This window comes from Lysobacterales bacterium, assembly GCA_019634735.1.
In the GTDB taxonomy this organism is placed as follows: Bacteria; Pseudomonadota; Gammaproteobacteria; order Xanthomonadales; family UBA2363; genus Pseudofulvimonas.
The window spans coordinates 585,176-610,000 of sequence record JAHCAT010000001.1 but is presented as its reverse complement, the minus strand read 5'-3'; the positions used below and the strand labels follow the sequence as shown (position 1 = coordinate 610,000).

Annotated in this window: 38 protein-coding genes; 34 read left to right on the top strand and 4 right to left on the bottom strand. The window is 70.7% G+C overall.

What is annotated here, in order from left to right; genetic code table 11:
* The first annotated feature begins 155 nt into the window (after positions 1 to 155).
* From KF823_02620 to KF823_02555, 14 genes are all read left to right on the top strand, one after another.
* Entirely contained in the window at positions 156 to 854 is a 699-nt protein-coding gene (locus tag KF823_02620; protein ID MBX3724794.1) for an outer membrane beta-barrel protein, read from the top strand.
* A 328-nt stretch (positions 855 to 1,182) separates the two neighbouring features.
* On the top strand, positions 1,183 to 1,485 hold the full coding sequence (locus tag KF823_02615) for a type II toxin-antitoxin system RelE/ParE family toxin (protein ID MBX3724793.1): 303 nt from the start codon (positions 1,183 to 1,185) through the stop codon (positions 1,483 to 1,485).
* Positions 1,482 to 1,778: a putative addiction module antidote protein gene (locus tag KF823_02610; GenBank protein MBX3724792.1), complete on the top strand. Its 297-nt coding sequence runs from the start codon at positions 1,482 to 1,484 to the stop codon at positions 1,776 to 1,778. The genes KF823_02615 and KF823_02610 overlap by 4 nt, the downstream gene beginning before the upstream one ends.
* Positions 1,779 to 2,011: 233 nt before the next feature.
* Complete coding sequence (locus KF823_02605) at positions 2,012 to 2,362, top strand: DUF3024 domain-containing protein (protein ID MBX3724791.1); 351 nt, start codon at positions 2,012 to 2,014, stop codon at positions 2,360 to 2,362.
* A gap of 82 nt (positions 2,363 to 2,444) precedes the next feature.
* Positions 2,445 to 2,807 carry a hypothetical protein gene (locus tag KF823_02600; protein ID MBX3724790.1) on the top strand — a complete coding sequence of 121 codons (363 nt, stop codon included), beginning with the start codon at positions 2,445 to 2,447 and terminating at the stop codon, positions 2,805 to 2,807.
* Positions 2,808 to 2,830: 23 nt separating this feature from the next.
* Positions 2,831 to 3,343 carry an HIT domain-containing protein gene (locus KF823_02595; GenBank protein MBX3724789.1) on the top strand — a complete coding sequence of 171 codons (513 nt, stop codon included), beginning with the start codon at positions 2,831 to 2,833 and terminating at the stop codon, positions 3,341 to 3,343.
* 85 nt (positions 3,344 to 3,428) lie between these two features.
* The gene (locus KF823_02590) at positions 3,429 to 3,743 is read left to right on the top strand and encodes an antibiotic biosynthesis monooxygenase (GenBank protein MBX3724788.1); all 315 of its coding nucleotides are present in this window, start codon (positions 3,429 to 3,431) and stop codon (positions 3,741 to 3,743) included.
* Positions 3,744 to 3,901: 158 nt separating this feature from the next.
* The gene (locus tag KF823_02585; GenBank protein MBX3724787.1) at positions 3,902 to 4,582 is read left to right on the top strand and encodes a hypothetical protein; all 681 of its coding nucleotides are present in this window, start codon (positions 3,902 to 3,904) and stop codon (positions 4,580 to 4,582) included.
* A gap of 76 nt (positions 4,583 to 4,658) precedes the next feature.
* Positions 4,659 to 4,964: a mannose-6-phosphate isomerase gene (locus KF823_02580; GenBank protein MBX3724786.1), complete on the top strand. Its 306-nt coding sequence runs from the start codon at positions 4,659 to 4,661 to the stop codon at positions 4,962 to 4,964.
* A 186-nt stretch (positions 4,965 to 5,150) separates the two neighbouring features.
* Complete coding sequence (locus KF823_02575; protein ID MBX3724785.1) at positions 5,151 to 5,666, top strand: hypothetical protein; 516 nt, start codon at positions 5,151 to 5,153, stop codon at positions 5,664 to 5,666.
* Between the two features lie 113 nt (positions 5,667 to 5,779).
* Positions 5,780 to 6,145 (top strand): VOC family protein, encoded by a 366-nt coding sequence (locus KF823_02570; protein MBX3724784.1) that lies wholly within the window; start codon positions 5,780 to 5,782, stop codon positions 6,143 to 6,145.
* A gap of 170 nt (positions 6,146 to 6,315) precedes the next feature.
* On the top strand, positions 6,316 to 6,891 hold the full coding sequence (locus KF823_02565; protein MBX3724783.1) for a hypothetical protein: 576 nt from the start codon (positions 6,316 to 6,318) through the stop codon (positions 6,889 to 6,891).
* A 245-nt stretch (positions 6,892 to 7,136) separates the two neighbouring features.
* Positions 7,137 to 7,448 (top strand): mannose-6-phosphate isomerase, encoded by a 312-nt coding sequence (locus tag KF823_02560; protein MBX3724782.1) that lies wholly within the window; start codon positions 7,137 to 7,139, stop codon positions 7,446 to 7,448.
* A gap of 99 nt (positions 7,449 to 7,547) precedes the next feature.
* Positions 7,548 to 7,853 (top strand): transcription initiation protein, encoded by a 306-nt coding sequence (locus KF823_02555; GenBank protein ID MBX3724781.1) that lies wholly within the window; start codon positions 7,548 to 7,550, stop codon positions 7,851 to 7,853.
* 114 nt (positions 7,854 to 7,967) lie between these two features.
* On the opposite strand, the gene KF823_02550 is transcribed toward KF823_02555, so the two are convergent.
* Positions 7,968 to 9,005, bottom strand: coding sequence for a hypothetical protein (locus KF823_02550; GenBank protein MBX3724780.1), 1,038 nt, complete (start codon positions 9,003 to 9,005; stop codon positions 7,968 to 7,970).
* 18 nt (positions 9,006 to 9,023) lie between these two features.
* The gene (locus KF823_02545) at positions 9,024 to 9,875 is read right to left on the bottom strand and encodes a hypothetical protein (GenBank protein ID MBX3724779.1); all 852 of its coding nucleotides are present in this window, start codon (positions 9,873 to 9,875) and stop codon (positions 9,024 to 9,026) included.
* 552 nt (positions 9,876 to 10,427) lie between these two features.
* Here KF823_02545 and KF823_02540 point away from each other — a divergent pair.
* From KF823_02540 to KF823_02475, 14 genes are all read left to right on the top strand, one after another.
* Positions 10,428 to 10,715, top strand: a complete 288-nt coding sequence (locus KF823_02540) for a hypothetical protein (GenBank protein ID MBX3724778.1) — start codon at positions 10,428 to 10,430, stop codon at positions 10,713 to 10,715.
* 207 nt (positions 10,716 to 10,922) lie between these two features.
* Positions 10,923 to 11,417: a GNAT family N-acetyltransferase gene (locus tag KF823_02535; protein ID MBX3724777.1), complete on the top strand. Its 495-nt coding sequence runs from the start codon at positions 10,923 to 10,925 to the stop codon at positions 11,415 to 11,417.
* Positions 11,414 to 12,133, top strand: a complete 720-nt coding sequence (locus tag KF823_02530; GenBank protein MBX3724776.1) for a nuclear transport factor 2 family protein — start codon at positions 11,414 to 11,416, stop codon at positions 12,131 to 12,133. Before KF823_02535 ends, KF823_02530 begins: the two co-directional genes overlap by 4 nt.
* Before the next feature lie 155 nt (positions 12,134 to 12,288).
* The gene (locus tag KF823_02525) at positions 12,289 to 12,882 is read left to right on the top strand and encodes a histidine phosphatase family protein (GenBank protein MBX3724775.1); all 594 of its coding nucleotides are present in this window, start codon (positions 12,289 to 12,291) and stop codon (positions 12,880 to 12,882) included.
* 96 nt (positions 12,883 to 12,978) lie between these two features.
* Complete coding sequence (locus KF823_02520; GenBank protein ID MBX3724774.1) at positions 12,979 to 13,281, top strand: hypothetical protein; 303 nt, start codon at positions 12,979 to 12,981, stop codon at positions 13,279 to 13,281.
* 40 nt (positions 13,282 to 13,321) lie between these two features.
* Complete coding sequence (locus KF823_02515) at positions 13,322 to 13,699, top strand: hypothetical protein (GenBank protein ID MBX3724773.1); 378 nt, start codon at positions 13,322 to 13,324, stop codon at positions 13,697 to 13,699.
* An 82-nt stretch (positions 13,700 to 13,781) separates the two neighbouring features.
* Entirely contained in the window at positions 13,782 to 14,261 is a 480-nt protein-coding gene (locus KF823_02510; protein ID MBX3724772.1) for a GNAT family N-acetyltransferase, read from the top strand.
* Positions 14,262 to 14,313: 52 nt separating this feature from the next.
* Entirely contained in the window at positions 14,314 to 14,640 is a 327-nt protein-coding gene (locus KF823_02505) for a hypothetical protein (protein ID MBX3724771.1), read from the top strand.
* Positions 14,624 to 15,217, top strand: coding sequence for a hypothetical protein (locus KF823_02500; protein ID MBX3724770.1), 594 nt, complete (start codon positions 14,624 to 14,626; stop codon positions 15,215 to 15,217). Before KF823_02505 ends, KF823_02500 begins: the two co-directional genes overlap by 17 nt.
* A gap of 50 nt (positions 15,218 to 15,267) precedes the next feature.
* Positions 15,268 to 15,669 (top strand): GFA family protein, encoded by a 402-nt coding sequence (locus tag KF823_02495; GenBank protein MBX3724769.1) that lies wholly within the window; start codon positions 15,268 to 15,270, stop codon positions 15,667 to 15,669.
* Positions 15,670 to 15,836: 167 nt separating this feature from the next.
* Positions 15,837 to 16,178, top strand: coding sequence for a hypothetical protein (locus KF823_02490; GenBank protein ID MBX3724768.1), 342 nt, complete (start codon positions 15,837 to 15,839; stop codon positions 16,176 to 16,178).
* Positions 16,175 to 16,567 carry a VOC family protein gene (locus tag KF823_02485; GenBank protein ID MBX3724767.1) on the top strand — a complete coding sequence of 131 codons (393 nt, stop codon included), beginning with the start codon at positions 16,175 to 16,177 and terminating at the stop codon, positions 16,565 to 16,567. The genes KF823_02490 and KF823_02485 overlap by 4 nt, the downstream gene beginning before the upstream one ends.
* A complete protein-coding gene (locus tag KF823_02480) occupies positions 16,567 to 17,454 on the top strand; it encodes a GNAT family N-acetyltransferase (protein MBX3724766.1) in 888 nt (295 codons plus the stop codon). The genes KF823_02485 and KF823_02480 overlap by 1 nt, the downstream gene beginning before the upstream one ends.
* An 84-nt stretch (positions 17,455 to 17,538) precedes the next feature.
* A complete protein-coding gene (locus KF823_02475; protein ID MBX3724765.1) occupies positions 17,539 to 17,994 on the top strand; it encodes a GNAT family N-acetyltransferase in 456 nt (151 codons plus the stop codon).
* On the opposite strand, the gene KF823_02470 is transcribed toward KF823_02475, so the two are convergent.
* Positions 17,945 to 19,327, bottom strand: coding sequence for an amidohydrolase family protein (locus tag KF823_02470; GenBank protein ID MBX3724764.1), 1,383 nt, complete (start codon positions 19,325 to 19,327; stop codon positions 17,945 to 17,947). The two genes, KF823_02475 and KF823_02470, sit on opposite strands and share 50 nt — an antisense overlap.
* Positions 19,328 to 19,529: 202 nt before the next feature.
* Between KF823_02470 and KF823_02465 the strand changes: the two genes are divergently transcribed.
* The 6 genes from KF823_02465 to KF823_02440 all read left to right on the top strand — a co-directional run bounded on the left by KF823_02465 (position 19,530) and on the right by KF823_02440 (position 24,418).
* Complete coding sequence (locus KF823_02465) at positions 19,530 to 20,255, top strand: hypothetical protein (protein MBX3724763.1); 726 nt, start codon at positions 19,530 to 19,532, stop codon at positions 20,253 to 20,255.
* Positions 20,256 to 20,324: 69 nt separating this feature from the next.
* Positions 20,325 to 21,542 carry a serine hydrolase gene (locus tag KF823_02460; protein MBX3724762.1) on the top strand — a complete coding sequence of 406 codons (1,218 nt, stop codon included), beginning with the start codon at positions 20,325 to 20,327 and terminating at the stop codon, positions 21,540 to 21,542.
* A gap of 542 nt (positions 21,543 to 22,084) precedes the next feature.
* On the top strand, positions 22,085 to 22,438 hold the full coding sequence (locus KF823_02455) for a GFA family protein (protein ID MBX3724761.1): 354 nt from the start codon (positions 22,085 to 22,087) through the stop codon (positions 22,436 to 22,438).
* Positions 22,422 to 22,991, top strand: coding sequence for a hypothetical protein (locus KF823_02450; protein ID MBX3724760.1), 570 nt, complete (start codon positions 22,422 to 22,424; stop codon positions 22,989 to 22,991). The genes KF823_02455 and KF823_02450 overlap by 17 nt, the downstream gene beginning before the upstream one ends.
* A gap of 87 nt (positions 22,992 to 23,078) precedes the next feature.
* A complete protein-coding gene (locus tag KF823_02445; protein ID MBX3724759.1) occupies positions 23,079 to 23,528 on the top strand; it encodes an SRPBCC family protein in 450 nt (149 codons plus the stop codon).
* Positions 23,529 to 23,632: 104 nt separating this feature from the next.
* Positions 23,633 to 24,418, top strand: coding sequence for a PhzF family phenazine biosynthesis protein (locus KF823_02440; protein MBX3724758.1), 786 nt, complete (start codon positions 23,633 to 23,635; stop codon positions 24,416 to 24,418).
* 109 nt (positions 24,419 to 24,527) lie between these two features.
* On the opposite strand, the gene KF823_02435 is transcribed toward KF823_02440, so the two are convergent.
* The gene (locus KF823_02435) at positions 24,528 to 24,782 is read right to left on the bottom strand and encodes a hypothetical protein (GenBank protein ID MBX3724757.1); all 255 of its coding nucleotides are present in this window, start codon (positions 24,780 to 24,782) and stop codon (positions 24,528 to 24,530) included.
* Positions 24,783 to 24,825: the final 43 nt, after the last annotated feature.

Here is a 24,825-nt window from a genome sequence, read left to right as displayed (position 1 = left end):
CATCGCGGACGCCCTCCGAGACCGCCGGCCGGACATCACACGCCCTGCACCGGCCCGGGAGTTAGATGCGCGCCGTAGCGACCGCCAGGTCGTCTCTCCAACCCCCGGCGGCAATCGCCGGCCCTGTCCTCCCGTTCCCCAGCAGGGGTGTCCGCATGTCCATCCATCACAAAATCATCGCAATCGCCGCGGCGGCTGCCCTGGGCGCGCCGGCGGCGGCCAGCGCCCAGGCGGTCGGCTTCACCTACCTCGAGGCCGGCATCGCCGGCGGCTTCGTCAACGACGTCGAGCGGTCGGACCGGTTCGGGGGCAGCCTTGGCCCGCTCGAGGTCGAGACCGATGCCGACGCCGGCGTTTTCGTGGGCGGCGCCTGGCAGTTCGCGGGGAACTTCCACCTGTTCGGCGACTACTGGTCGGGCGGCCAGGAGCTGGAGGTCAGCGACGCGACCACCACCGTCACCGGCGACTTCGACCTGGTGCGCTGGCGCATCGGCGTCGGCTATGCCTATCCGTTTTCGGACACGCTGGCGCTGTATGGCCGGGTCAGCTTCGACACGCTGGAGTTCAAGGACGCGCGGGTGGCCGGCTTCGATGTCGACATCAGCGCCGACGAGGACGGTGTCGGCGGCGAGGTCGGCCTGGTCTGGGCGGCGACGCAGTCGCTGCACCTGCAGGGCCACGTGCGCTATACCCCGGTCGGCAAGGTCGCCGAGCGCGGCGCCGATGCCTTCGATTCCGACGTCCTGGTCGGCGTGAACGGCCGCTGGTACTTCCGGCCCAACATCGCCCTGGTCGCCGGCTACGAGCTGGGCAAGATCACCACCTTGAACGCGGGCGTGCGCCTGGCGTTCTGAAAACCGGGGTCAGAGTCGAGTTTCCGAAGCAGCGGCGCTCGAAAAGTGCACCCTGACCCCGGTTTCGGACCCCGGTTTCGCGAGCCTGCTCAGGGGCGCTGCATCTACCGGCTGGTGCTTCGCGTGGATGCGGTTGCCGGAGGTGGGTGCCTTCGCGCCGGCGGCACGAGCTGGCACGGGTTGGTTGTTTCGGGCCGCGACCCGCGTTCCGCATCGGATCAACGGCGCCTGCTTCCGGCGAAGAACGGGAGGGAGGCCAGGTTTGGCAGTGAAGGGCGGTGTAACGAACTGATTGACGCGACTGTATCCGTTCGGATACGGTTCGGCCATGAACGCCTTCCTTCGGACCGTCGAATTCGACGCATGGCTGAAGGCGCTTAAGGACCCCCGGGGCAAGGCGCGCATCGCGGCGCGCATCCGCTCGGCCGAGGCCGGAAACCTGGGCGACTGCGAGCCTGTCGGCCAAGGCATTTGGGAAATGCGGATCCACACGGGCCCCGGCTATCGCGTGTACTTCGCCCGGCGGGGCGAGATCGTCTACATCCTGCTTTGCGCTGGCGACAAGTCCACGCAGGCCAGGGACATCAGGCGCGCCAAGGCTCTCTTCGACCGGCTGGAGGATCGACCATGAAACCGCTTGCCCGCTTCGACGCTGCCGACTACCTCGATGACGAGACGGTGATCGCCGAATACATCGACGCCGCGCTGGAAGACGAGAATCCCCACGTCCTGCTGCAGGCGATCGCGGATGTCGCCAGGGCACGGGGCATGACCAGGCTGGCCAAGGACGCCGGCATGGGCCGGGAGAGTCTTTACAAGGCGCTCGCCCCAGGGGCAAAGCCACGCTACGACACGGTGCTGAAGCTGGTCAGGGCGCTGGGCGTCGAACTGCATGCCGCGCCCGCCGATGCAACGAGGTCCTGAGAACCGGGGTCAGAGTCGACTTCTTCCGACGCGACGAATTGTCAGGTGCATCACGAGCGCGCTGACCGCGGCTTCACCAAGTTGCACTCGATGTCGCCAGGCGTTGAGCGCCCGGGCCATGACAGGTGCAGCCGCCCGATCATGCGCTTGAGGGGACCGCGGAGAGACGCCATGCTGTTACCTGATGAGTGGTCGCCCCTCGGCGGCACATCCCGGGAATAGGCATCGAATCCATGGCGTTCAGCGAACTCGAGACAGCCCGCGTCCGGAAGATTGTCGGTGGCTTCGTGGAAGCCAGGCGACCGCCGGTGCACATCCGCCCAGAGCTCGACATCGGCTACCGAATCGTCGGCCAGAGCGTGGAGATCTTCGAGACTCGCCCCGCCTGGCGAGGCAAGCCTGGGGAAACGGTCGAGAAGGCCGTCGCGAAGGCCACCTGGGTCCGCACCGACGCCCAGTGGCGGGTTTTCTGGATGCGAAGCGATCTGAAATGGCACGGCTATGCGCCGGTTCCAGCCGTAGTCACGGTGGAAGAGTTCGTCGATCTCGTGAATGAGGACCCATGGGCCTGCTTCTGGGGCTGATCCTTCGTCAACGTCCAAGCCTGCGTTCATGCTGCGGTGTCGCCGGGCGGCCTGATGCGAGCGTCAGGCCACCAGGAAAGTCATGACCACATACCGCGTCAGGTTCGATTTCGTCGTCCACTTCACCAATGGCGGCAGCCTGTCCGCCCAGGACTTCCGCCTGGACATCCCCGGCAGCGAAATCTCCGACCATGAACTCGCCGCCTACCTGATCCAGGACATGCGCCTGCTGATGGCCGGCCGCGTGGAGATCGCCAACAAGCAGATCATCGAGGAGCCGCACAAGCGGGGCGCGATCGCGACAGACGGCCTTGCGCAGCAGACCATCGAACTGGCCGACGAGCCGCTGTCCGCTTCGGAACTCCTGTCCATGGCCAGCACCCACCCGATCCGGGTGGTCGCCAGGGACGGGGAGAGCTACATGGTTTCACGCCTGGTGGTCTAGGCATTCATCGAGGACGCCGCCCCATGTTCGAGCTTCCCGTACGCGACCCCTGCGACCTGTGCGAAGGCATGGCCGGGCGCGAGACGCGCTGGGCGGTGGTCGACCAGGGCAAGTACACGCTAACGGTGCTCAACCCCTGGCAGTTCGAGCGCGGCCAGTGCTGCGTGATCACCCGCCGGCATGTCGCGACCCTGCTCGAGCTGCGCCAGGAGGAATGCATGGCGGTGATGCTTGCGGCCCAGCGCGTCGGGCAGGCGCTGGTGCGGGCCTTCCAGCCGCTGGGCCTGTTGACCTTCCAGAACAACGGCGTCTACAGCGGCCAGGAGACCCCCCACTTCCACTTCCATGTCGTGCCGAGGCAGCCGGACAGCGACTGGGGCATCGGCCCGCCGCAGCTCGCGACCTTCGAGGGGGCAGGGCGCGTCCCCGGCACCGCGCACGATCCCGCCGGCGATGCCCGGCGTCGGGAAAGGGTGCAGGCCTCCGCCGCGCAGATGGCGGAGACGGCGGACCTGATTCGCAGGAGCCTCATCTGATGTCGCCCCCCACCGGCTGCGGTGCAGGTGGCGCCGGCCGCCGCCGCCGACAGCTGCCGCGCCACGGCGCTCGGGGCGGTTCGTGATGAGCGCGCGGTACACCTGCATCTGGGCGTTCCAGGTGAGCGAGGAGAACCGCAGCGCCTTCGAAGCGTGCTACGCGCCCGACGGCGCGTGGGGTTCGCTGTTCCGGCAGCAGGCCGGCTTCATCGGCATGCAGCTCCTGCGCGACCGGCGCTCGCCCGGGCGCTACCTGACCGTGGATCGATGGATGAGCGAGGCCGCCTATGATGCTTTTCGGAGCACCTGTGCCGAGGCCTATGCGGAACTGGACCGGCAGTGCGAGGGGCTGGCGTTGGAGGAGAGATTCATCGGTGGCTTCCTTGAGCCGGGGCCCTGAGCCAGGCGCGCACGACAGCCATCGAAGTGGCCCCTGGCAAGGCCTGGGCCGTCCCATGCCAGCCGCCTGACCCGATCCCCGGCGCCGCCTGGAGGCGCTTGCGCATTGCCTCCGGTCCCCTGATCCTCCGCACCGCCACTCATTCCGGGGAGCACGCCATGGCAACCACGGCCGGGAACCGCTACTTCTCCATCGTCAGCGTGCTGCTGCTGGTCCTTAGCGTTGTCGCGTTCTCCGACAACCTCATCACCGACATCGGCCAGCCCAGCAACAGCGATCCGAAGTTCGTCATCCACGGCCTGTTCGGGCTCGCCTGGTACGTACTGCTGGCCACGCAGGCGAACCTGGTCCGGGTCCGCAACCTGCGGCTGCACAGACGGCTCGGTGTGGCCACCTTCGTGGTGGCGATCGGCGTCGTCCTGAGCACGCTCTACATCTTCGTCGTGCTGTGGAGCGGCTGGAGCAACATGGCGGTGGAGGTTCGCGCCAACCGCCTGTTCCTCCCGGGTTTCGCGGCCTTCCTGCTGCTGGCCTGGCTGCGGCGGCGGCAGCCGGACTGGCACAAGCGGCTGGTGCTCACCGCCACCTTCTTCATGCTGGGGCCGGTGCTGGCGCGCTGCTACGACCCGCTGATCGTCTCCTGGATGGAGCCGCTGTTCCCGGCGTTCACCGCACGCGTGGACGAAATCGGGTTCCTGGGCTTCTTCTACGGCGTCTGGATCGGCTTCTTCCTGTCGCTGGCACGCCATGACTGGACCACGCTGCGCCGCGTCCATCCCGTCACGGTGGCCGGGTTCGCGTGGTTCGCGCTGATCTGGCTGATCAGCGCGCTCACCTAGAGGACCGGACAGCGCATTCCGCCGGCAGTCCTGTGCGTTGGCCGCGCCCCAGTTCGCGAGGGAAGCACGCGAGAAAGTGATCCGCGGCGGCACCTGGCGGGCGGAGCGCCCCTGGGGCGCGATCGACATCGCCAACATGGACGGCATCAGCACGCGCCTGCACTGGACCGACCAGCCCTGTCGCTGGCACGTCGACGACGGCGAGGAGGTGTTCGCGGTGCCGACCTGCCGGGTCGAGATTTGCTACCGCGAGGCGGGCGTCGGGCAGCGCATGCTGCTGGCGCCGGGCGACGTCTTCCACGCCACCGTCGGCACCGAGCATGTCGCCCATCCGGTCGGCGAGACCAGGATCCTGGTCGTCGCGCGCGAGGGAAGCGTCTGACGCTGCCGCATCCGACGCGCGTCGTGGCGACCTTCACCGGCCCGAGCAGGCATCCGTTCGCAACCTGCCGCTGGCGGCGGATGTCTGGACCCTGCTGCCGTACCGCCCGACAATGCCGCCGGCCAACCGCCATGGCCGGCCTGGGCTATGCCCCGCTCGACTGCCCCATCGACTTGAGGAGGATCCGTGGACGCCCCGAGCGCCGATGCCATCGACAAGGAGCGTGGCCACCCCCGCGCGCTGCAGATCATCCCCGACGAATTCTTCTGGGACTGCACCGACGAGCTGGGCCCATTCGGTTCGGACGAGGGCGACACCGTGCTGTTTGAGTACCGCAACTGGCGCAAGCAGAATCCGGACCGGCCGCTGACCGAGTGCCTGGTCTGGACCATCGAGGCGGTCGGCGAGATCGACGTGGCCGATTACTCGGACGCGATCTTCGAGGAATCCGTGGTCGCGGCGCAGATCGAGGACCCGGACTTCGACGACCAGCAGTTCATCTACACCACCGACATCTCGGTGGTGGCGACCGGCTTCGGCCAGCTCGCCGACGAGGGGAGGATCGATCCCGCCGCCAAGGCCTATGTCGGGCGCGCGCTCAAGCGCCTCGCCGTCTGGGCCAGGCTGCAGCCGGACTGGGCGCATGGCGATGCCTTCATCGCCAACCTGACTCGCCTCGGGCAGGCGCTGGCCGAGGCCTGAAGGGCGCTGGCGGCCCGGGCCGAGCGTCGCGGGACTGGCCAGTCGGGACTAGACTTCCCCAGTGCAGGATCGTCCCGGGCCGGCTGCCGGGACCGACCACAGAAGGAGCGGCCATGAAGCTCGCCTACGTCAACGTCTTCGTCAGCGATCTCGACAGGGCCGTGGCCTTCTATGGCGACACGCTGGGGCTGGCCCTGGAGTTCGCCTCGCCGGAACACGGCTATGCCTCGTTCTCGGCAGGCCCGGTCCGGTTGGGCGTCTCCCTGCCGGGGACCGCCCACGCCGACCTGGTCGGGCGCCCGACCGGGATCGGCCTGGAGGTCGCCGACCTAGAGGCCGAGCACGCACGCCTGTCGGCGCTGGGTGTGCAGTTCACGATGCCGCCCGCCCGGCAGCCCTGGGGTGGCTACATGGCGATGCTCGCCGATCCGGACGGCAACCAGTTCTACCTGGACCAGGTCGCCGAGGTCCATGGCTAGGCCGGCCGGCGGCGCGCCGCGGTGCCGGGACTGCTCGGCGTCGCGGCCATGGTGAGCGCAGACCTGCTGCGACTCGTGACTCGACCAAGTCCGGCAGGCTGCCCGCTTGCAGGCCGGGATGTCAGGCCCTGCGGCTCACTGGCATCTGACGGAACCCCCGGGGAGGACCCATGACCGAAAATGCCACTGCCAGGGCGATCAAGGGACTGACCCTGGCGGTCTGGGCGTTGGCGGCGGCGCTGCTCGCCAGCGCACTGGTGCCCATCCTGTGGACGCACTTCGTGCTGTCCCGCCACGACATCCCGGAGAGGGCTTCCGTCGGGAACGCGGGATCGGGCGGCACGGGCGCGCCGGGCCTCACGGACGACGAGTACGTCCGCTTCCACGAATGGCCGGTCGAGCGGCAGATCGCGGCTGCATCGGCAATCGTGATGACCAGTACCCGCGTCGTCGAGGGCACGGTGGTGGACACCGTGGCGGAGGTCATGCTGCTCCGGCCGGGAACGGTGCTGCACTACCGGGTGGGCGACCGCTTCGGGCATTTCGAGGAGACAGCGCGGCCGAACACGTCCTACGGCGACGGCAGGGTGGTCTTCTTCACCGGATCGCCCGCGCGCTTGCGCCTGTCGGTGACGCACCATCAAGGTCGACTGGCCGGCCTTGCGGATCTGCCCCTTGAACTATTCAGGCAGCTGATCGCCGCGGGCGGGGCGGTCGATCCTGCGCCTGGCGACGATGCCGGGTAGGGGATCCGGCCGCATGTCTCGCTGTCGGGCAGCCCTTCACGCGGTGTCGTTTCGCGGGAGCGGGATGCCGCCCGCCGGTGCACGGGAACGAGGTGCTCGAGGCCGCCGTCTGGCCCGCCCGGGATGCGGGTTCCGGCGTGTGGAGCGGCTGCGGCAGGCGCGCGCGCTCAGGTAGTCTTGCCTCCGCCGCGGGGCGGTTTCGGGCCGTTCGCGCCCCGGCCCTCGGCTGCCAAAAGGAATGAACCATGAAAGTGATCCGCGGCAGCACCTGGCGGGCGGAGCGACCCTGGGGTGCCATCGACATCGCCAATATGGACGGCATCACCACGCGCCTGCACTGGACCGATCAGCCCTACCGCTGGCATGTCAACGACGGCGAGGAGGTGTTCGCGGTGCTGACCGGCCGGGTCGAGATGCGCTACCGCGAGGCGGGCATCGAGCAGCGCGTGGTGCTGGCGGCGGGCGACGTGTTCCACGCCACGGTCGGCACCGAACATGTCGCCCACCCGATCGGCGAGGCCCGGATTCTGGTCGTCGAGCGGGAGGGAAGTGTCTGAGCGGGCCCTGCCTGCCGGGGTCTCGGGGCGCTACCCTCGACCCCGGTCCACCGGGAGATTGCCTTGGCCAAGTACCTGATCTCGTTTCCCGCAGCCGCCATGGTGGCGACCGGGGCTGAACTGGCCGCCGCCGACCGCGACTCGCACGCCGTGATCGAGGCGGCCAAGGCGGCTGGCGTGTACGTGTTCGGCGGCGGTATCGACGCTTCGGTGCCCCCGGTGCGGGTGGCGGCCGACGGTGCGGTGATCGATGGTGGCTACCCGACCGGTCCGCACCTGGACGGGGGCTTCGCGGTGCTGGAACTGCCTTCGCGCGAGGCGGCGATCGGGTGGGCGGCCCGCATCGCACGGGCCTGCCGCTGCGACCAGGAGCTGCGCGTCTTCTTCTACGACCCGATGGCCTGAGCGCGCTGCCGGCGTCAGTCCGCGACGCGATCGCCGGCGAGTACGCACTACGTGCCGGCGGGCGGGCCAGGTCCGGGCGACGCGCCTGCCCGGCCCTGGCCTGTACCAACCGTCCTACCCAGCGCGCGGTCCGCCGCGCAGCCCGATCGAGCTTTCCTGGTCGCGGCCGGCCTGATCCTCGTCGGCGCCATCGCTGTCGCGGTAGGGGGCCGACTCGCGGGCCAGGTCGACATAGAACAGGTCGCCGGCCTCGCCGTTGTCCGGCAGCACGCCGACCCGCAGGGCCGGAACGTGGACGGTGTCGTTGCCGACCAGCACCGGGCGCAGCACCACGGCGGTGCGCACGTTGACGGCGCCGCTGGCGGTGCGCTCGACGCCCGCCAGCACGTCGCGCAGGACGACCTCGCGCTGCTTGATGTCGAAGCTGCGCAGCATGGGGTGCATGCGGACCTGCGGCCAGCGCAGTTCCAGGTCCTGCAGGCGGCCCGCCTGCCGGGAAGACAGCCGGGCGATGCCCCCCTCGACCTGGATGCCATCGACGCTGCGCAACACCAGGGTGGCGATGCCGTCGACCTGCGGGCGCCCTTCGCGGCTGGCGGCGCCCTCGCCGGGCGCCTCGGCGCTGCTGCGCACGGTGAATGCCTGGTGGACGAAGAAGCGCTGGTCCGCGGCCACGCCCAGCCGGGTCAGCAGGGCGGCGTGCTGGCGCGCGACACTCGGCGCCATGCGTTCGGCATTGCGCGGCGGGAGCAGGGGCTCGGCGTCCAGGTCGCGGTGGAACCAGGCCTGGCCGGCGCGGGCGTCGACACCCAGGGACAGCGTCTCGTCGTCGAACCCGGCCTGGCGCGGACGCAGGTCGGGGACCCGTTCGTCGAGCTGCCTGGCCAGGGTGAGGGCATCGGTCGCGGTGATGCCGGGAACGCCGCGCGGATGGCGCGCATGCAGGGTGCGCAGGCGTTCGGCCAGGCGTTCGCCGTCGAAGCGCGGCACGGCCGCCTCGACGGCTCGCCGGTAGTCGGCGTCGAAGCGTTCGAAGGCTTCGGCAGGGGTGCCCAGGTCGGCGTCGCGCGCCGGCTGCTGGGCATTGACATCCAGCGCCGCCAGCACGAACAGCAGGGGCACCAGGGTGCGGAGCAGGTTGCGTCGGTTCATGGTCGTCTCCTGGGAAGGTCAGGGCAGCTTCGGGCCGTCGTCCGGATCGCACTTGCTCACGTAGCGGGTGGTCCGCCAGTTCGGTGCGCGGTCCTGCCACTGGCTGCCGTAGCGCTCGTTGAGGGCGTTCGAGGAGGCGGACTGGGTGTTGCCGTAGCCCAGGGCGATCGGGCACACCGTCTTCCAGGCGTTGTACCAATGGTCGACGTGGTGCATCTGGTCGACCCAGGCGCGGCCGACGCCGGTGTTGAGGTGGCCGCGGCGGGCGACCTGTCGGTATTCCTCGACGTACTTCGAGCCGATGTACATCAGGCCGTGGAAGCCGGTGATCACGTGGACGCGGCCGGCGGCGGCGTTCCACCAGCGGTCGCGCTGGTTCCAGCGCACGCTGTTGCAGGAGGACATGTGCCAGAACCTCAGGCGTCCACCGGAGGCCGTGCCCAGGTTCATCTGGGTGGCGCGAATCTCGCAGGTGTTGTTCTCCCGCGTGTGCATGCTGCCGACCCAGCCGTCGGTGTTGTTGTGGCCGCCGTGCGTGCAGATCAGCGCGGCATGACCGCGGTCGGCGCCGCCACCGCCGTTGTCCAGGCCCCAGGGGACTCGCGAGGGGTCGCCGAAGCGCCAGGCGCGGACGTGCTGGAAGTTCGCCCACCACTGGTCCCAGCCGCGCGCGCCCATCTCCTTGCGCCAGGCCATGCACATGTCGTCCCACCAGACCCGGGTGCTGCCCGAGCAGTTGCCGTTCCAGTGGGTGATGGCGAACGAGCGGGCCTGCTGCTGGGCGTGCGCGGGTTGCGCCGGCAGCAGCAGGGCGAGCAGGGCCAGCGCGATGATGCGCAGCAGTGGACACGGATACGAAACGGTTCCCATGGCAGTCTCCAGTAACGGCACTTGCCTATGTGTACGCAATGGGCGAGCGGCGCCGGACAGGGGCTGGCCGATGCAGCGTGCGGTGGGCTGGTCCTGGTCCGCGGGGGGAGGGCGGTGCAGGCGGGGCGGCGGACGGGTCGTTGGTGGGAAGGTCGAGGCTGGCGATCCTGGCGGTCAGGCGCTGGCTGTGGCGGCCCTCTCCCCCGGCCCCTCCCCCGCAGGCGGGGGAGGGGAGACGTGGGGAGGCGCGGCTCGGTCGGAACTCGGAACTCGGGGATCGGGGATCGGGGATCGGGACTCGGGATTTGAATCGGGGCCTGGAGCTGGAATCTGGAACAGGTGGGCGGGAGCTGACGGACCAGAGCTGGAAAGCGGGATCGGGGGCGAACGGGGTGGTGGAGGGGGCGGGACAGAGTGCGCCCAGGTTGGCCTGTTGCCGTCAGGTGGGTTGCCGGCGACACTGCGCCGCGGGCGGACGCTGTGGGTTCGGCCCGCCTCGGCGGCCGGGCCTGGGGGCCGCGAAAGATCCTACAAACAGTATGAGGAGTGATCATGCGTATCCCTCGGTCAGCGTTCTTCGCCATCCTTGCCGCAGCCGTGCTGACCCTGGCGCAGGCGGCGATTGCACAGTCGGCACTGGATGCTCCACGCACGCTGGAGCAGTGCGCCGCGCTGCTGCCGCCCGGCCAGATCTATTCCTTCGAGATCACCGGGAGCATCGACGCCACCGGTGACGCGCCGGTCCTGGCCGGCCAGATGTCGGTCAGCGACGGCAGCGAAGTGGATCGCGCCGAAGAAACCGCAGCCTTCCAGCAGTGTCTGGCGTCGCTGATCCGCTGATTGCATGCTGGCGCCGGCCGTGGTTTGCCGTACGGAACGCGCGCGAACGCCTGCGTACGCCGCGTTGATTGCCCGGTTGGCCGCCTCAGCGCGATGCCGCGGATCTCGACCCAGCCCGGCACATGGCGGGTCAGTGTCCGGTCCCGTCCCGCAGGCGCTGCGTCGCGCAGGAAGTCCACCGGCCCGGGCCATGGAACAGCCAGCGCCGTGATCATCCGCACCGCCACGCCGGCCGATGCGGGTCCCATCGCCGCGCTGATCGCCAGCTTCCAGCCCATGCTCACCGTCGATCCCTCCGGCGCAGGGGCCGAAGCTTTCCTGGCGTCGGTTTCCGAATCGGCGGAACGGGACTACCTGTCCTCGCCCCGCTATCTCTTCCTCGTCGCCGAGCGCAACGCCGATCTGGCAGGCTTCATCGCCCTGCGCGACCGTACCCACCTGTTCCACCTGTTCGTCGCCCGGCCCCATCAGCGCTCCGGTTTGGCGCGGGCGCTCTGGCACGCGGCCCGTGCGCGCGCAATGGAAAAGCACGTCGGTGCCGAGGTGATCTTCACGGTCAACGCCAGTGCGAACGCCGTGGCCGTCTACCGCGCGTTCGGCTTCCGGCCGGACGGCGACCTCGTGGAGAGCGATGGGATACGCTTCCTGCCGATGCGGCTGGCGTTCGGGGTCGCGCCAGGACTTGAGGGGCAAAGCCCATGATCCGGTTCCTCATCGCCGTGCTGGCCACGGCAGCGGTCCTGCTCTCGACGCCCGCTCGGACGTCTGCACCGACGCCCTCGGCCGAGGTCTTCGAGGCGCTGATCCTGGCGCGGATCTCGGCGTTCGCGGACGGCGATGCCGAACGCTATGGCGCCCTGCTGGCCGACGGGTTCGTGCACGTTTCAGACATTGGCGTGCGCCGGTCGCGGGCCGACATGCCGGCCTATGTGCGCAGCCACGGCGGCCACGGCGGGGCGGTCCGGTACCGGGTCGAGGCGCTGGACTGGCGACCGTTGGGCGGCCACGTGCTGGTCGACAGCGTGATGGTCGAGCAGGCCCCGGCGGCCACCGCGCGCTGGGTGGAGAGCAACCTGTTCCGTGTCCAGGACGGGCGCTGGCTGCTGGTGCATCACCAGGAGACGCCGGTCGTCGAGCCGGCCCGGGCGATCGCCGTCGATGCGGCCGTGCTGGCCGGGTACGCCGGCCGCTACGACTACGGCGACGGCCTGGTCGATACGGTGAGCCTGGACGGCGACGTGCTCCGGGTCAGCGATGGCGGACCGCCGGCGCGCCTGGTCGCGGTGGCGCCGGACACCTTCAGGGTGGACGGTGCGGGCGGCGTGCTGGTGTTCCTGAGGGACGAGACCGGCAAGGTCACCGGGCAGGTTTACGTGCCCCTCAACGGCCAGGTGGCTAGCTCGCGGAAGCTGCCCTGACGCGTCATGCCGCCTGCCTGGCGCATGCGGGTATTCCGCCGCGCGATCCGCCGCTTGCGACCGCCGACCTGTTCGCGGCGGATTGGGCCGCGGACTGCCCGTCCCAGTGGATCAGGACAATCCGCGATAAAAGCCCGTACGTCGACGACAGGCCAATGCACATCGGGCTTGTTCGCCACTTTCCGGTCACCGAGGCCATGCCGCGGGGGTGGCTGAGCTCGGACGATCTGCACCACTGGCCATTTCGCTACGACGCCGCCGAGCCGGTGGTCGGTGAGTTCGACCTGGGTGGCGTCCGCTGGCAGGCCTGCCTGTGCAGCGACCAGCCACGCGCCATCGCCACCGCCGTGAGGATCCATGGCGAGGGCGTCGAGCACACGCCCCTGCTCAGGGAGGCCCGTTTCGAGCGCTTCCGGACCGGCGGCCTGCGCCTGCCGTTCGGCGCCTGGAAGTGGCGGCTGCGGCTGTCCTGGATGAGCGGCCACGCATCGCAGCGGCACTGTCGCGACGACTTCCGGCACCGCGTCGGTACGGTGGCCGACCGCCTGGTGGCGATGGACCGGGACGTGCTGGTTGTGTCTCACGCCGGGATGATCGCCTGCCTGGCTACCGCACTTCGGCGGCGTGGCTTCGTGGGTCCGGTCGTCCGGGCTGCTCGTCATGCGCACACCTGCGTGTATCGGAAGGCGCGGATCTGTACACCGGTGGGGGGCGTCGCGGAGGCGGACGGATGGGAAACACCCTCTTGATTCCCGGATCCGGCAGCGTCAGGCTGCCGCTCTGCCAGCGTGGGCAATTGTGCGCGTGGGTGCGCACAGCATGGCACTGGCCAGGGAGAGAGACCGATGATGCGCGCATCTTCCTCCACGTTTCGGCCGTGCCGGGCCCTTGCCGTCGTCGCGGCCGGGACTTTGCTCGTGCTGCTGGCCGTGTGGCTGGCAATGCAGTTCACCGACGAAGTGGCCTGGGATGTCCGGGATTTCGTGGTCATGGCCGGGCTGCTGCTCGTCACCGGCACCACCCTGGTGACCGTGTCCGGACGCTTGCGAGGTCCCGCGAGGCGCTGGCTGACAACGGGCCTGCTGGTCGCCTTCCTGGCGATCTGGGCGGAGCTTGCGGTGGGCGTGTTCAGCCGGATGGCGGGCTGATGCGGCATCCGCAGCATTGCGATGTCCGTGGCGGGCTGTCATGAACGGCCTGCTGCTTCTGTCCGCCGCCCTGGCGACCGGGCTGGCGATCGCGCACTCCGTGCTCGGCGAACGCTATCTGCTTGTTCGTCTGTTCCGCCGCGACGACCTGCCCCGACTGTTCGGTGGCCAGGCGTTCACGGTCGGTACCCTGCGCTTCGCCTGGCACCTGACCTCGGTGGCCTGGCTCGGCCTGGCCGTGCTGCTGGTGCTTGCGGCACTGGACGGTCTCGACAGGCGCAGCGTCCTGGTCACGCTCGGGGTGACCTTCCTGGTGTCGGCCCTCCTGCCGCTGGGGTGGACGCGTGGGCGGCATCTGGCCTGGCTGCCGCTGGCGACCATCGGGGGCATCGCACTGCTTTGCGCAGGTCGCCCGTGAAGCGGAGCCAGCGACGGGTTTCGGCACCTGGCGAGGCTGCGGGGGGCCGCTGGCTGCAGGCGGGGGACACGGGCCCATGAACATCGAGGTGCGTGTCGACGACCTGACCTCGCCGGAAGTCCAGGCGCTGATCTCCGGACACCTTGCGGCGATGCGCGGCCACTCACCCCCCGGCCGTGCGCATGCGCTGGCGGTCGAGGACCTGCGCCACCCCGATATCACCGTCTGGACCGCCTGGTCGCAGGGCGTGCTATGCGGCTGCGGGGCGCTCAAGCGCCTGGACGCGGACAGCGGCGAGATCAAGTCGATGCGCACGGCCGAGGGGTTCGTTCGCCGCGGCGTCGGCCAGCGCCTGCTGGACGGGATCGTCGAGGCAGCCGTTGCCCGTGGCTGGCAACGCCTGTACCTGGAAACCGGTACCGGCGAGCCGTTCGCGGCCGCGCATCGGCTCTACCTGCGCAACGGTTTCCAGTGGTGCGGTCCGTTCGGGGCATACACGGCCAGTGGCTTCAACGTCTTCATGACGCGGTCACTGGCAGCTGCGCCGCCCGCCTCCGACTGAGCAGGGCCCGCCGCGCGACCCGACCCAACCCAACCCAACCTGGAGGATGTTCATGGAAGCAAACAACCCGCCGCGCCTGCTCGGCCTGCTGCTGGCCCTGCTGGGTGCCGCCCTGGCGGTGGGCGGCATCGGCCTGCTGAGGGCCGGCGACAGCGCCTACTTTCTGGCGGTCGGCCTTGGCGCGCTCGCCGCCGGCGTGCTGATCGCGCAGGGCCGGCTGCTGGGCGCCTGGGCGTACGGGGCGACACTGGCGCTGGTGGTGGTCTGGTCGCTCGCCGAGGTCGGCGCGGACCTGCCGGAACTGCTGCCGCGGGTTGCCCTGCCGATCCTGATCGGCGTCTACGTGTTTTCCGGTCGTATCCGTGACCGCCTGGCCTGACGGCCCCCGCCGCGGCAGCGGGCGCGCCGGGCCTCGCGGGCGTGCGCTGTTCCTGGTGGCGGTCGGCGCGCTGGTGGTCCTGGGCGCCGGTTTCGCCCTCTGGCAGCGGTCGGATGTCACCGATGCCCGGTCCTGCCGCAGCATCGCCTCCGGCCAGGCCAGTGCCGATGGCCGCTTCCTGGCCACGCCCGAGGGCGTGCTCGACACCGGCACCGGCCTTACCTGGACCGCCTGCGACAGCGGCGTCGGGCGCGAACCGATCGCCGGCGATGCCGACCTGGACGAGGCGCAGGCGCACTGCGCGGCGCTGGGTAGGGGCTGGGTGCTGCCGACCCCGGCCCAGCTCAAGGCCCTGCATGAGGCCCAGGTGCCGGGCGGCACCAAGGTCCACGGCACCGGGGAATCGGAACCGGTGCTGGTGCGCCTGAGTCCGCAGGCGCGCTGGTACTGGACCGGGGCCCGCAGCGGCGAGGATCGCCTTGCCGTGAACCTGTGGGACGGGTCGCTGGGTGGATTCCCGGGCCATGCCCGCTTCAACATGCGTGCGCTGTGCGTGCAGGGCGGGGCCGCGGGCTGAGCCTCGCCACGCATGCGCTTCGGACAGATTCTTGCGCTGGGGAGGACACCGTGACCACGCATCACCATGGCGCCTGCCTGTGCGGTGCGGCGTGCTACCGGGTCGAGGGCATCGTGGGGCGCTTCTATCTGTGCCACTGCCGGCACTGCCGGAAGGACACCGGCTCGGCCCATGCCGCCAACCTGTTCCTGGCGGACGCCCGTCTGGACTGGTTGTCGGGTGCTGGCCAGGTCCGGCATTTCGCGTTGCCGGGCACCCGCCATGCGCGCAGCTTCTGCGCGACCTGCGGATCGGCCCTGCCGTATCTGTTGGGGAGCACGGCGGTGGTGCCGGCCGGCAGTCTGGACAGCGCACTGGCGGCGGTTCCTGATGGCCATCTGTTCATGGCCAGCCGCGCGGACTGGGATGGCGACCGGGTCGACGTGCCGCGTTTCGCCCGCCTGCCGGAATGATGACCGGGTGTCGGCGCGCCGCAATCGCATGGACGACGCAGTTGCATGTGATGGCGAAGCCGATGCTTCCCTGCCTGTCGAGGGATGCCCGGTACGGGCCCGCCCGCCCCTTGGTTCGCGCCGGGCGTGCAGGCATAGTCGGTCCTGTCGTCCGGAGTGCACGCGCCATGCAGCCGCTTGACAAGAAGCAGAAAAAGGAACTGCGCCGGCTCGCCGCACTGGCGCACGAACGCGCGCTGTCCGCCGCGCTGGGGGCGCTGCAAGGCCACTTCCTGCGCTGGCGCCAGGGCGCGCTGGATGCGTTCGAGCTCAATGACGAGGTGCACCGTCATCACCAGGGCGCCGCACGGGAGATCTATCTCCGGTACACCGGGAGCGACCCCAGGCTGGCGGTCGCCTGCGCGCTCGGCGACGGACTGCTCGCCTGGGAAGATGTCGACGAGTCGTGCCGGCCGCTGCTGGAGGCGCTGGTCCGCGCCTTCGCCGCCGGGCCGGGAGATGGGCCGTGAAGCTTGGCTACGTGATCGTCCATGTGGCCGACGTGGCTGCCTCGCTGGCCTTCTTCGAGCATGCGTTCGGGCTGCCACGACGGTTCCTGCATGCGTCCGGGGACTACGGCGAGCTGGATACGGGCAGCACGGTGCTGGCGTTCGCCAGCCACGCGCTGGCGGAACGCAACCTGCCGGGTGGCCATGTCCGGGCCGACACCTCCGCCCGGCCCCTTGGCATGGAGATCGCCCTGGTCACCGACGACGTCGATGCAGCCCACGCGCGGGCGCTGGCGGCGGGTGCCGGCGAGCTGGCAGCGCCCGCGGCGCAGCCCTGGGGGCAGGTGGTGTCGTGGTTGCGCGCGCCGGACGGCACCCTGGTCGAACTGTGCACCCCGCTGGCGGACTGATGGCGAAGGTCGCGGCAACGCCTGGGCTGACCTTCCGCGCGGCTGCGCCGGCCGACCGCGCCCTGCTCGAGCGCTGGGACGAGGCGCCGCATGTGGTCGAATCCGACCCCAACGACGACTGGGGCTGGGCACAGGAACTGGCGCGCTCTCCGGACTGGCGCGAGCAGTGGATCGCCGAGCTGGACGGTGTGCCGTTCGGCTTCCTGCAGATCATCGACCCGCGCCGAGAGGACAGCCACTACTGGGGCGAGGACGTCGCCCCGGACCTGCGCGCCCTCGACCTCTGGATCGGCGAGGCCGACTTCCTGGGCCGCGGCCTGGGCACGGCGATGATGCGCTGGGCGATCGACCGCTGCTTCGCCGATCCGGCGGTGACGGCGATCCTGATCGATCCGCTGGCGTCCAACCTGCGCGCCCGGCGCTTCTACGAGCGCCTGGGCTTCCGCATCGTCGGGCCGCGACGCTTCGGGCTGGACGAGTGCATTGTCTACCGGCTTGAACGGGCGGACTTGCCTGCCGCACCGTCCGCGGCACCGGCCGTCGTCGATGTCATGGAGTATCCAACGATGCCTGCCTATGCCATTGCCGTGATCAGACAGACCCGTTTCGGCGAGGAGATCCGCGCCTACCTCGAGGGCATCGACGCGACCCTGGCGCCGTTCGGCGGCCGCTACCTCGTCCATGGCGGCCGGCGGGTGGCGCTGGAGGGCGAGTGGCCCGGCGATGTCGTGGTCATCGGCTTTCCTTCGATGGCGCAGGCGCAGGCCTGGTACGGGTCGCCCGCCTACGCGACGATCCGCCCCCTGCGGACGGCCAACACCGTCGGCGAGGTGGTGCTGGTCGAAGGGGTCGCGGACGGGCACCGGGCGGTCGACCTGCTCACGTGATCGACCGCGGACGCGCGCGAGCGCGCCCGGCTATCCTGCCCGCCGACCTGCAGGCGCCCCCGGGCGCGAGGAGAAAAAATGCCGATGGCACCGCAACCGCTGCGCACCGACGCCGAGGTGCGCACGCTGCTCGCAGATGCCGGCCTGCCCGTGGCCGACCTCGACGGTCCAGGCGCACCGACGCTGTTCGGGCTCCGCCGGGCGGGCGCCCTGGTGGCCGCGGTAGGGATCGAACGACACGGCCATGCGGGCCTGCTGCGCTCGCTGGTGGTGGCGCCGGATGCGCGCGGGCAGGGACTGGCGGGCCTCCTGGTCGACGCCGCCGAGCGCTGGGCCGCGGCCCAGGACATCGTCACGCTCTATCTGCTGACCCAGACCGCCGAGGCCTTCTTCGCCCGGCGCGGCTACGCGCGCCTCGCGCGAGAGCGGGCACCGCCGGCGATCGCCGCGACCACGCAGTTCGCCGGGCTGTGCCCGGGCACGGCCGCGTTCATGGCGAAGGCGCTGCCGGAGGCGCGCCGCCGGCCAGGGCATCCTTGACCACCACGCCGTCCTTGACGATGACCAGGAAGTTGCGCACCGGGTCGGCGACCAGCGCGAGGTCCTCGATGGGGTCGCCATCGACCAGGATCAGGTCGGCCAGCGCGCCCGGCGCGACCACGCCCAGGGCGCCGCGGTAGGTCGAGCGCTCGCCGGACAGCGCCAGCAGTTCGCCATTGCCGCCGGTGGCGATGGCCAGCACCTGGGCGGGGCTGTACCAGCGCGACAGCTTGACCAGCTGGGCGTTGTGGCGCGGCACGCCGGCCGGGTTGAACAGGATGTCGGTGCCGAACGCCACCTTGATGCCCAGGCGCCGGGCCAGGGTGAAGGCGCGGTCGGTGCCCTGCGCCACCATCAGCTGCTTGCGCCGTGCCTCGCCCTGCTTGGGATTGCTGTCCTCGTCGTCCAGGAACGGTTGCAGGCTCCACCACACGCCGCGCTCGGCCATCAGGCGCGCGGTGTCCTCGTCGATCAGCTGGCCGTGCTCGATGCAGCGCACGCCGGCCTCGATGGCCTGGCGGATGGCGTGCGCGGTATAGGCGTGCACGGTCACATAGGTGCCCCAGTTCTCCGCGGCCTCGACCGCGGCGCGGATCTCGGCGACGGTGTACTGGGTGGCGTCCAGCGGGTCGTACAGCGAACTGACGCCACCGCCGGCCATCAGCTTGAGCTGGCTGGCGCCGAGCATCAGCTGCTCGCGGGCGCGCACGCGCACCGCGTCGGCGCCGTCGGCGATCATCGCCGCGCCCATCCGCTCGGCATGGTTCAGGCCATCGGCGGTCGGGCGCGGCACCTCGTGGGGCAGGCGGAAATCGCCATGGCCGCCGGTCTGCGAGATCATCGCACCGGATGGAAAGATCCGTGGGCCCGGCACCAGGCCCAGGTCGATCGCGCGCTTCAGGCCGAAGCTGGGGCCGCCGACGTCGCGCACGCTGGTGAAGCCCTGCATGAGGGTTTGCCGCGCAACGTCGGCGGCCAAGAAGTTGAGCAGGCCGGCATCGGCGGTCATCGCCGTCATCAGGTCCGGCGCCACCAGCAGGGCGTGCCAGTGGGCGTCGATCAGTCCGGGCATCAGGGTCCGGCCGCCGCCGTCAATGCGGCGCACCTCCAGCCCCGCGTCGGGCGTGATCGGCGCGCGGGAGACCGCCTGGATTCGGTTGCCGACGACCAGGACATTCGAGGGTGGGGTGAGACGGTCCGAGGTGCCGTCGAATACCCGTACATTCTCGAACAGCAGGCCGCGCTGGTCTGGTGCCTGCGCGGACATCTGGCCAGGCAGCAGAACGATTGCAAGCGTGGCGAATGCCGCCCGGACGAGTGAAGGTGCGGACATGGTTCTGCTCCCCTGTGGACGGCAGGCATCGCGGCCGGCGCCAACCCCTGACGGCCGATCGCGACCTGCAGTCTAGGACGTGCTGCAAACGACAGATGTGAAGAGGGCGGGCATTGACCGGGCTCGCCGGTGGCGCGACAGTTGCCGCGGGTGCGGGCCGTGCGCGCAGGGCGTAGCGGTTCGTCGCCGGAGGGGTTCGGACATGGCGGGATTGGGCAGGTGGCTGCTTTCCGGCCTGGCGCTGGCACTGATGCCGGGGCCGCGGGCGCATGGCGCCGACTGGTCGTTCGTGCTTGCGCCCTACGCCTGGGGTGCCGGACTGGACGGGCAGGTCCGACATGCGGGGTTGCCGCCGGTGGCCAGCCGACGCGGCGGCTCGGACGCCCTGTCCAGCCTGGACTGGGCGGCCATGGCCTCGCTCCAGGCGCGGCGCGACCGGCTGGTGATGTTCGCCGATGTGCTGCACGTGCAGTTGAGCGAGTCGGGCACGGTGCCGCTGGCCGGGGTGCCGGCGCGGATGCGGGTGCGCGCGAGCACCGCGCTGCTGGCCGGCGGTTACCGGCTGCTCGAGGGGCCTGCCGGACATCTCGACCTGCTGGCGGGCGTTCGCGCCTGGCAACTCTCCAGCAGGGTCGCCATCGGCGCACCGATCGACCGCGGCGCCAGTGCCGGCGTCGGCTGGCTCGATCCGCAGCTGGGCCTCAAGGCCCGGTGGTCGCCCGGCGGCCGCTGGTTCCTGTCTGGCTGGCTGCTGGTCGATCCGGACGGCGGCGAGGCCGACCTCATGGCGGCGGTCGGCCGCGAGGTCGGCGAGCGGACCGCGGTCCATCTCGGCTATCGGCATGTCTCGATGAAGCGGCGCAGCACCCGCTTTTCGGTCGATGCCGATGTGGCCGGGCCGGGGCTGGGAGTGGAGTATCGTTTCTGACCAGCCGCACGGCCGTGCGCGCTGCCATCGTGCGAGGCGGCGGCCGCGGTGCCTGGCGAGGAGGGCGGCATGCGCGGATTGCCGATGAGGTGGCTGGGTTGGTCGCTGGCGGTGCTGCTGGTGCTCGCGCTGTTGCTGTGCCTTGCGGTGTTGGGTCGCTGGTTCCAGGTCGCCGGTGTGCGTGGCGGCTGGGACGCGACGCTGCGCCTGATGCGCCACGGCACCACTACCGTCGACGACTTCCGCCACTACCCGGCACGTCCCCTGCGCGGCGCCGTCGATGGCCGCCATGACGGGCGCGTGGCCGGCGCCGACTGGCAGCCGCGGGTGCTGGTGCCAGGGGACGATGCCGGCCGCCGCGACCTGGCTGGCTTCCTGGCCGAGAACGGCACGATCTCACTGGTGGTCCGGCGCAACGGCGCGCTCCGCTACGAGTACCTCGCGCCGGAGGCCTCGGCGTCGACGCCCTCGCAATGGTTCTCGGTCTCGAAGTCGGTGCTGGCGGTAATGGTCGGCGCCGCGATCCGCGACGGGATCCTGCCGGGCGTCGATTCGCGCGTGGTCGACCACGTCCCGGAGTTGGCCGGCCGGGGCCTGGATGGCCTGAGCCTGCGCCACCTGCTGACCATGACCTCGGGCCTGGCCTACGTCGAGAGCGACAATCCCTTCGAACTGCACGTGCCGTTCAACTACACCTCGGACATCGAGCGCATGATCGTTCGGTTCCGGCCGCGCGGGGCGCCGGGCGAAGCCTTCGAGTACAAGTCCGGCGACACCGCCCTGCTGGGCCTGGTGCTGTCCCGCGCCCTGGCGCCGCGCACTCTGTCGGACTACGCGCAGGCGCGCCTGTGGTCGGCGCTGCCGCTGTCCGACGACGGCGTGTGGTCGCTGGACCGCGACGACGGCCTGGAAAAGGTCTGGTGCTGCCTGGCCGGCAGTGCCCGCGACCTCGCCCGGATCGGCGAGCTGTACCTCGACGGTGGCGTGGCGCAGGGGACGCGGATCGTCGCCGCGGACTGGATCGCCGCCTCGGTGGGGAGTGCTGCGGTGGCGCCCCCGATGTGGCCGGCGTCCTCGGTGGCGGCCGGATTCCGCGGCTACGGCTACGGCTGGTGGCTGCTGTCCGCCGAGCGCGGCGACTACCTGGCGCAGGGCAAGGACGGCCAGTTCCTGTACGTGGATCCGTCCCGGGCCGTGGTGATCGCGCGGTTGGGGCGAAGTGCCGCCGGGCTGCGCGCCAGCCAGTGGGCCGCGCTGTTCCGGTCGCTGGCCGATGCGGCGCCGTGAGCCAGGCCGAGGATCGCGATGCAACCGTTGCGGGCGGGGCGCGCGGTGGAGGAATTGCCTTCATCCTGGGGCCCTGTCGATCTGGCGGTTGCCGGTTCGACTAGGGAGAGTCGACAGGCCCGCCTGGCGGCGCATCGCCGGTGCGACGGCACCGCACTTTTCCCCTCTCTCTTAGGGACCTGATTAGCGTCGTGTCTCAGCCCGTTGCCAGGCGGCTTTACGTGAGTGCGACGACACCGCACTTCTCCCCTCCCCCGCCTGCGGGGGAGGGGCGGGGGAGAGGGCCGCCCCGGCCAGCGCACGCCGCTGGGCCGGCAACGATGCAGATCATGGCAAGCCCCGACCCTCTCCCCCGGCCCCTCTCCCACAGGGAGAGGGGAGCACAACGCGCTGCGGTCACCGAACACCGAGTCCTGGCCCTTGGTCCCCGATCCTGGGCTGAGACACGACGCTAATCAGGTCTCAGGGAGAGGGGAGCAGAGCGCGCCAATCAGGCCGGGACGTGGGGTGGCACCCTTGGGCAACGAAGGAGCGAGCAGACGATGGAGTACACGGGAAGCTGTCATTGCGGTCGTGTGCGGTTCGAGGTCGACATCGCCGATCCCGGCGCGGCGGCGCTGGCCTGCAACTGCTCGATCTGCGGCAGGCGGGGTTCGCTGCTCTGGTTCGTGCCCCGCGATGCCCTGCGCCTTGCCATGCCGGATGGGCAGGCCGCCAGTTACTCGTTCGGTCGCGGCGCGATCCGGCACCGTTTCTGCCCGGACTGCGGCATCCACGCCTGGGGCGAAGGCAGCGACCCTCAGGGGCACGCCATGGCGGCCGTCAATATCAGGTGCCTGGATGGCCTGGACCTCCAGGCGCTACCCGTCGAGCATTTCGATGGCCGGGCGCTCTGAGATGGACAAGCTGCTCGCCGCTGCGCCCCGGTGCGAGGACCCACCGTCGGAGCCGACCCTGCTTGCCGTGGCACGGTTCGGCCGCGGCTTTGCCGTGCTTGCCCTGGCATGCCTGCCGGTCCTGCCCAACCTTGCCGCCGCCATGGAGCCATCGATGCATGACCCCGACGATTTCGCCCACCTGCGCTTCCTGGAAGGCCGCTGGGTCGGTACCGCGCCCGACGGGTCGATCTTCCATGAGGCCTATGCCTTCGAGGATCGCCACACCCTGCGCAGCAGCCGCCATGCCGACGCGCGCTTCGAGGAGGCCGTCGACACCAGCGTGGTCCGGTACGAGAACGGCATCGTGACCTCGACCTGGGACGTGTTCAGCTGGCGCGCCGTCGAGCTGGCGCCCGGGCGCGCCTGCTTCGAGCCGGTGCAGGCGCCTTCCAGCTTCTGCTGGCAGCGCGTCGACGAGGACCACGTCGAGGTGGTGCAGCGCTGGGCCGACGGCGACGGTGTCGCGCAGACCGCCACCGTGCAACTGCGCCGTTGGCCTGCGCCTGGCTGAGCGCGCTCGCGGACCACCGCAACCGTCTGGCTGCTGCGTGCACTGCGTGGCAACCAGGATCGATCAATCCCTCCCAGGAGTATCGCCATGCCCCATGCCATCCGCGTCCACCGCATCCTTCGCGCGCCGCCCGAGCGCGTGTACCGGGCGTTCCTGGACGCCGCCGCGCTCGCCAAGTGGAACGCGCCGAACGGCTTCACCGCCACCGTGCATTCGCTGGACGCCCGTGTCGGCGGCGGCTACCGGATGTCTTTCACCAACTTCTCGACCGGCAGCGCGCACCACTTCGGCGGAACTTACCTTGAGCTGGTTCCCGGTGAGCGCATCGTCTGCGACGACCGCTTCGAGGATCCAGGCCTGCCCGGCACCATGCGCCTGACCATCGAACTGCGCGCGGTAGCGATCGGCACCGACCTGGGCATCCTGCAGGAGGGTCTGCCCGACGCCATCCCGGCCGAGGCCTGCCAGCAGGGCTGGCAGGAGTCGCTGGCCCTGCTGGCGCTGCTGGTGGAGCCGGAGATTCCGGACGGTCCCTGAGGGCGGCAGCGCGAAAGGCCTCGCGTCGGGGGCGACCACCGCGACCCCGGTCGGCGGCCGCCTCGGCGACAATGGCGGCTCCCCGATCCGAACCCGGAGCCGCCATGGAGCTCGTCCAGTACCAGGTCGACGCCTTCGCCGACCGCCTGTTCGCGGGCAATCCCGCCGCCGTGGTGCCGCTGGACGCCTGGCTGCCGGATGGCTTGATGCAGGCCATCGCGGCGGAGAACAACCTGTCGGAGACCGCCTTCCTGGTGCCGGAAGGCGGCGGTTGGGGCCTGCGCTGGTTCACGCCGCTGGCCGAGGTCGACCTGTGCGGGCACGCCACCCTGGCCAGCGCCCACGTGCTGTACCGGCACCGCGGCGTCGACTTGGCGGAACTCGCCTTCGCCACCCGCAGCGGCACCCTGCGGGTGCGCCGCGCCGGCGACGGCTACGCCATGGACTTTCCCGCCCGAACGCCGCAAGCGATCGCCGCGCCGGAGGGCTTGTCGGCAGCCCTGGGCGCGACGCCGCGCGAGGTCCTGCTGGGCGGCGACCTGCTGGCGGTATTCGACGACGAGGCCACGGTGCGGGCCCTGGCGCCCGACACGGCCGCCCTGCTGGCCCTGCCGGGGCGTGGCCTGGTGGTCACCGCACCGGGCCAGCGCCACGACTTCGTCAGTCGCTTCTTCGTGCCGCGCGTCGGCGTGCCGGAGGACCCGGTCACCGGCTCCGCGCACTGCCTGCTGGCGCCGTACTGGGCGGCGCGGCTGGGCCGCGACGCGCTGCGCGCCTTCCAGTGCTCGCGGCGCGGCGGCGAGGTCGGCTGCACCGTGCGCGGCGACCGGGTGCTGCTTTCGGGCCAGGCACGGACCTTCCTGACCGCCACGCTGCATCTGGCGGACTGACCGGTTGCCCAGGCGCCGGCCGCACATCCGACGCCCGGATGCGGGGAAGGTCTGCGGGGCGCCGGTGCCGGTCAGCGCTGCGCGTTGCAAGGCGCGTTGCCGGCGGCGCTCAGGAAAGGCGGCGTCGCGTCGACGGGCTGCCGAACAGGGCAGCCTCGATGCAGGAGATCACGGCGAGCACGAACCAGCCGAACGGTAGGAGGCTCAGGGTCAGGACCCAGGTGACCACGAAGCCGACACAGGCGGCCGCGAACCAGACCATCGCCGGAATCAGGCGCCCCTGCAGCAACTGCCCCAGGCCGGGCACGAACAGGCTGCACAGGGCGGCGATGACGTTGCCGGTGGTTCCGGGTCCAGGCTGCATCGGGCGGCTCCTCGTGGCTCAGGGCGGCGGTGGCGGGCCAGGC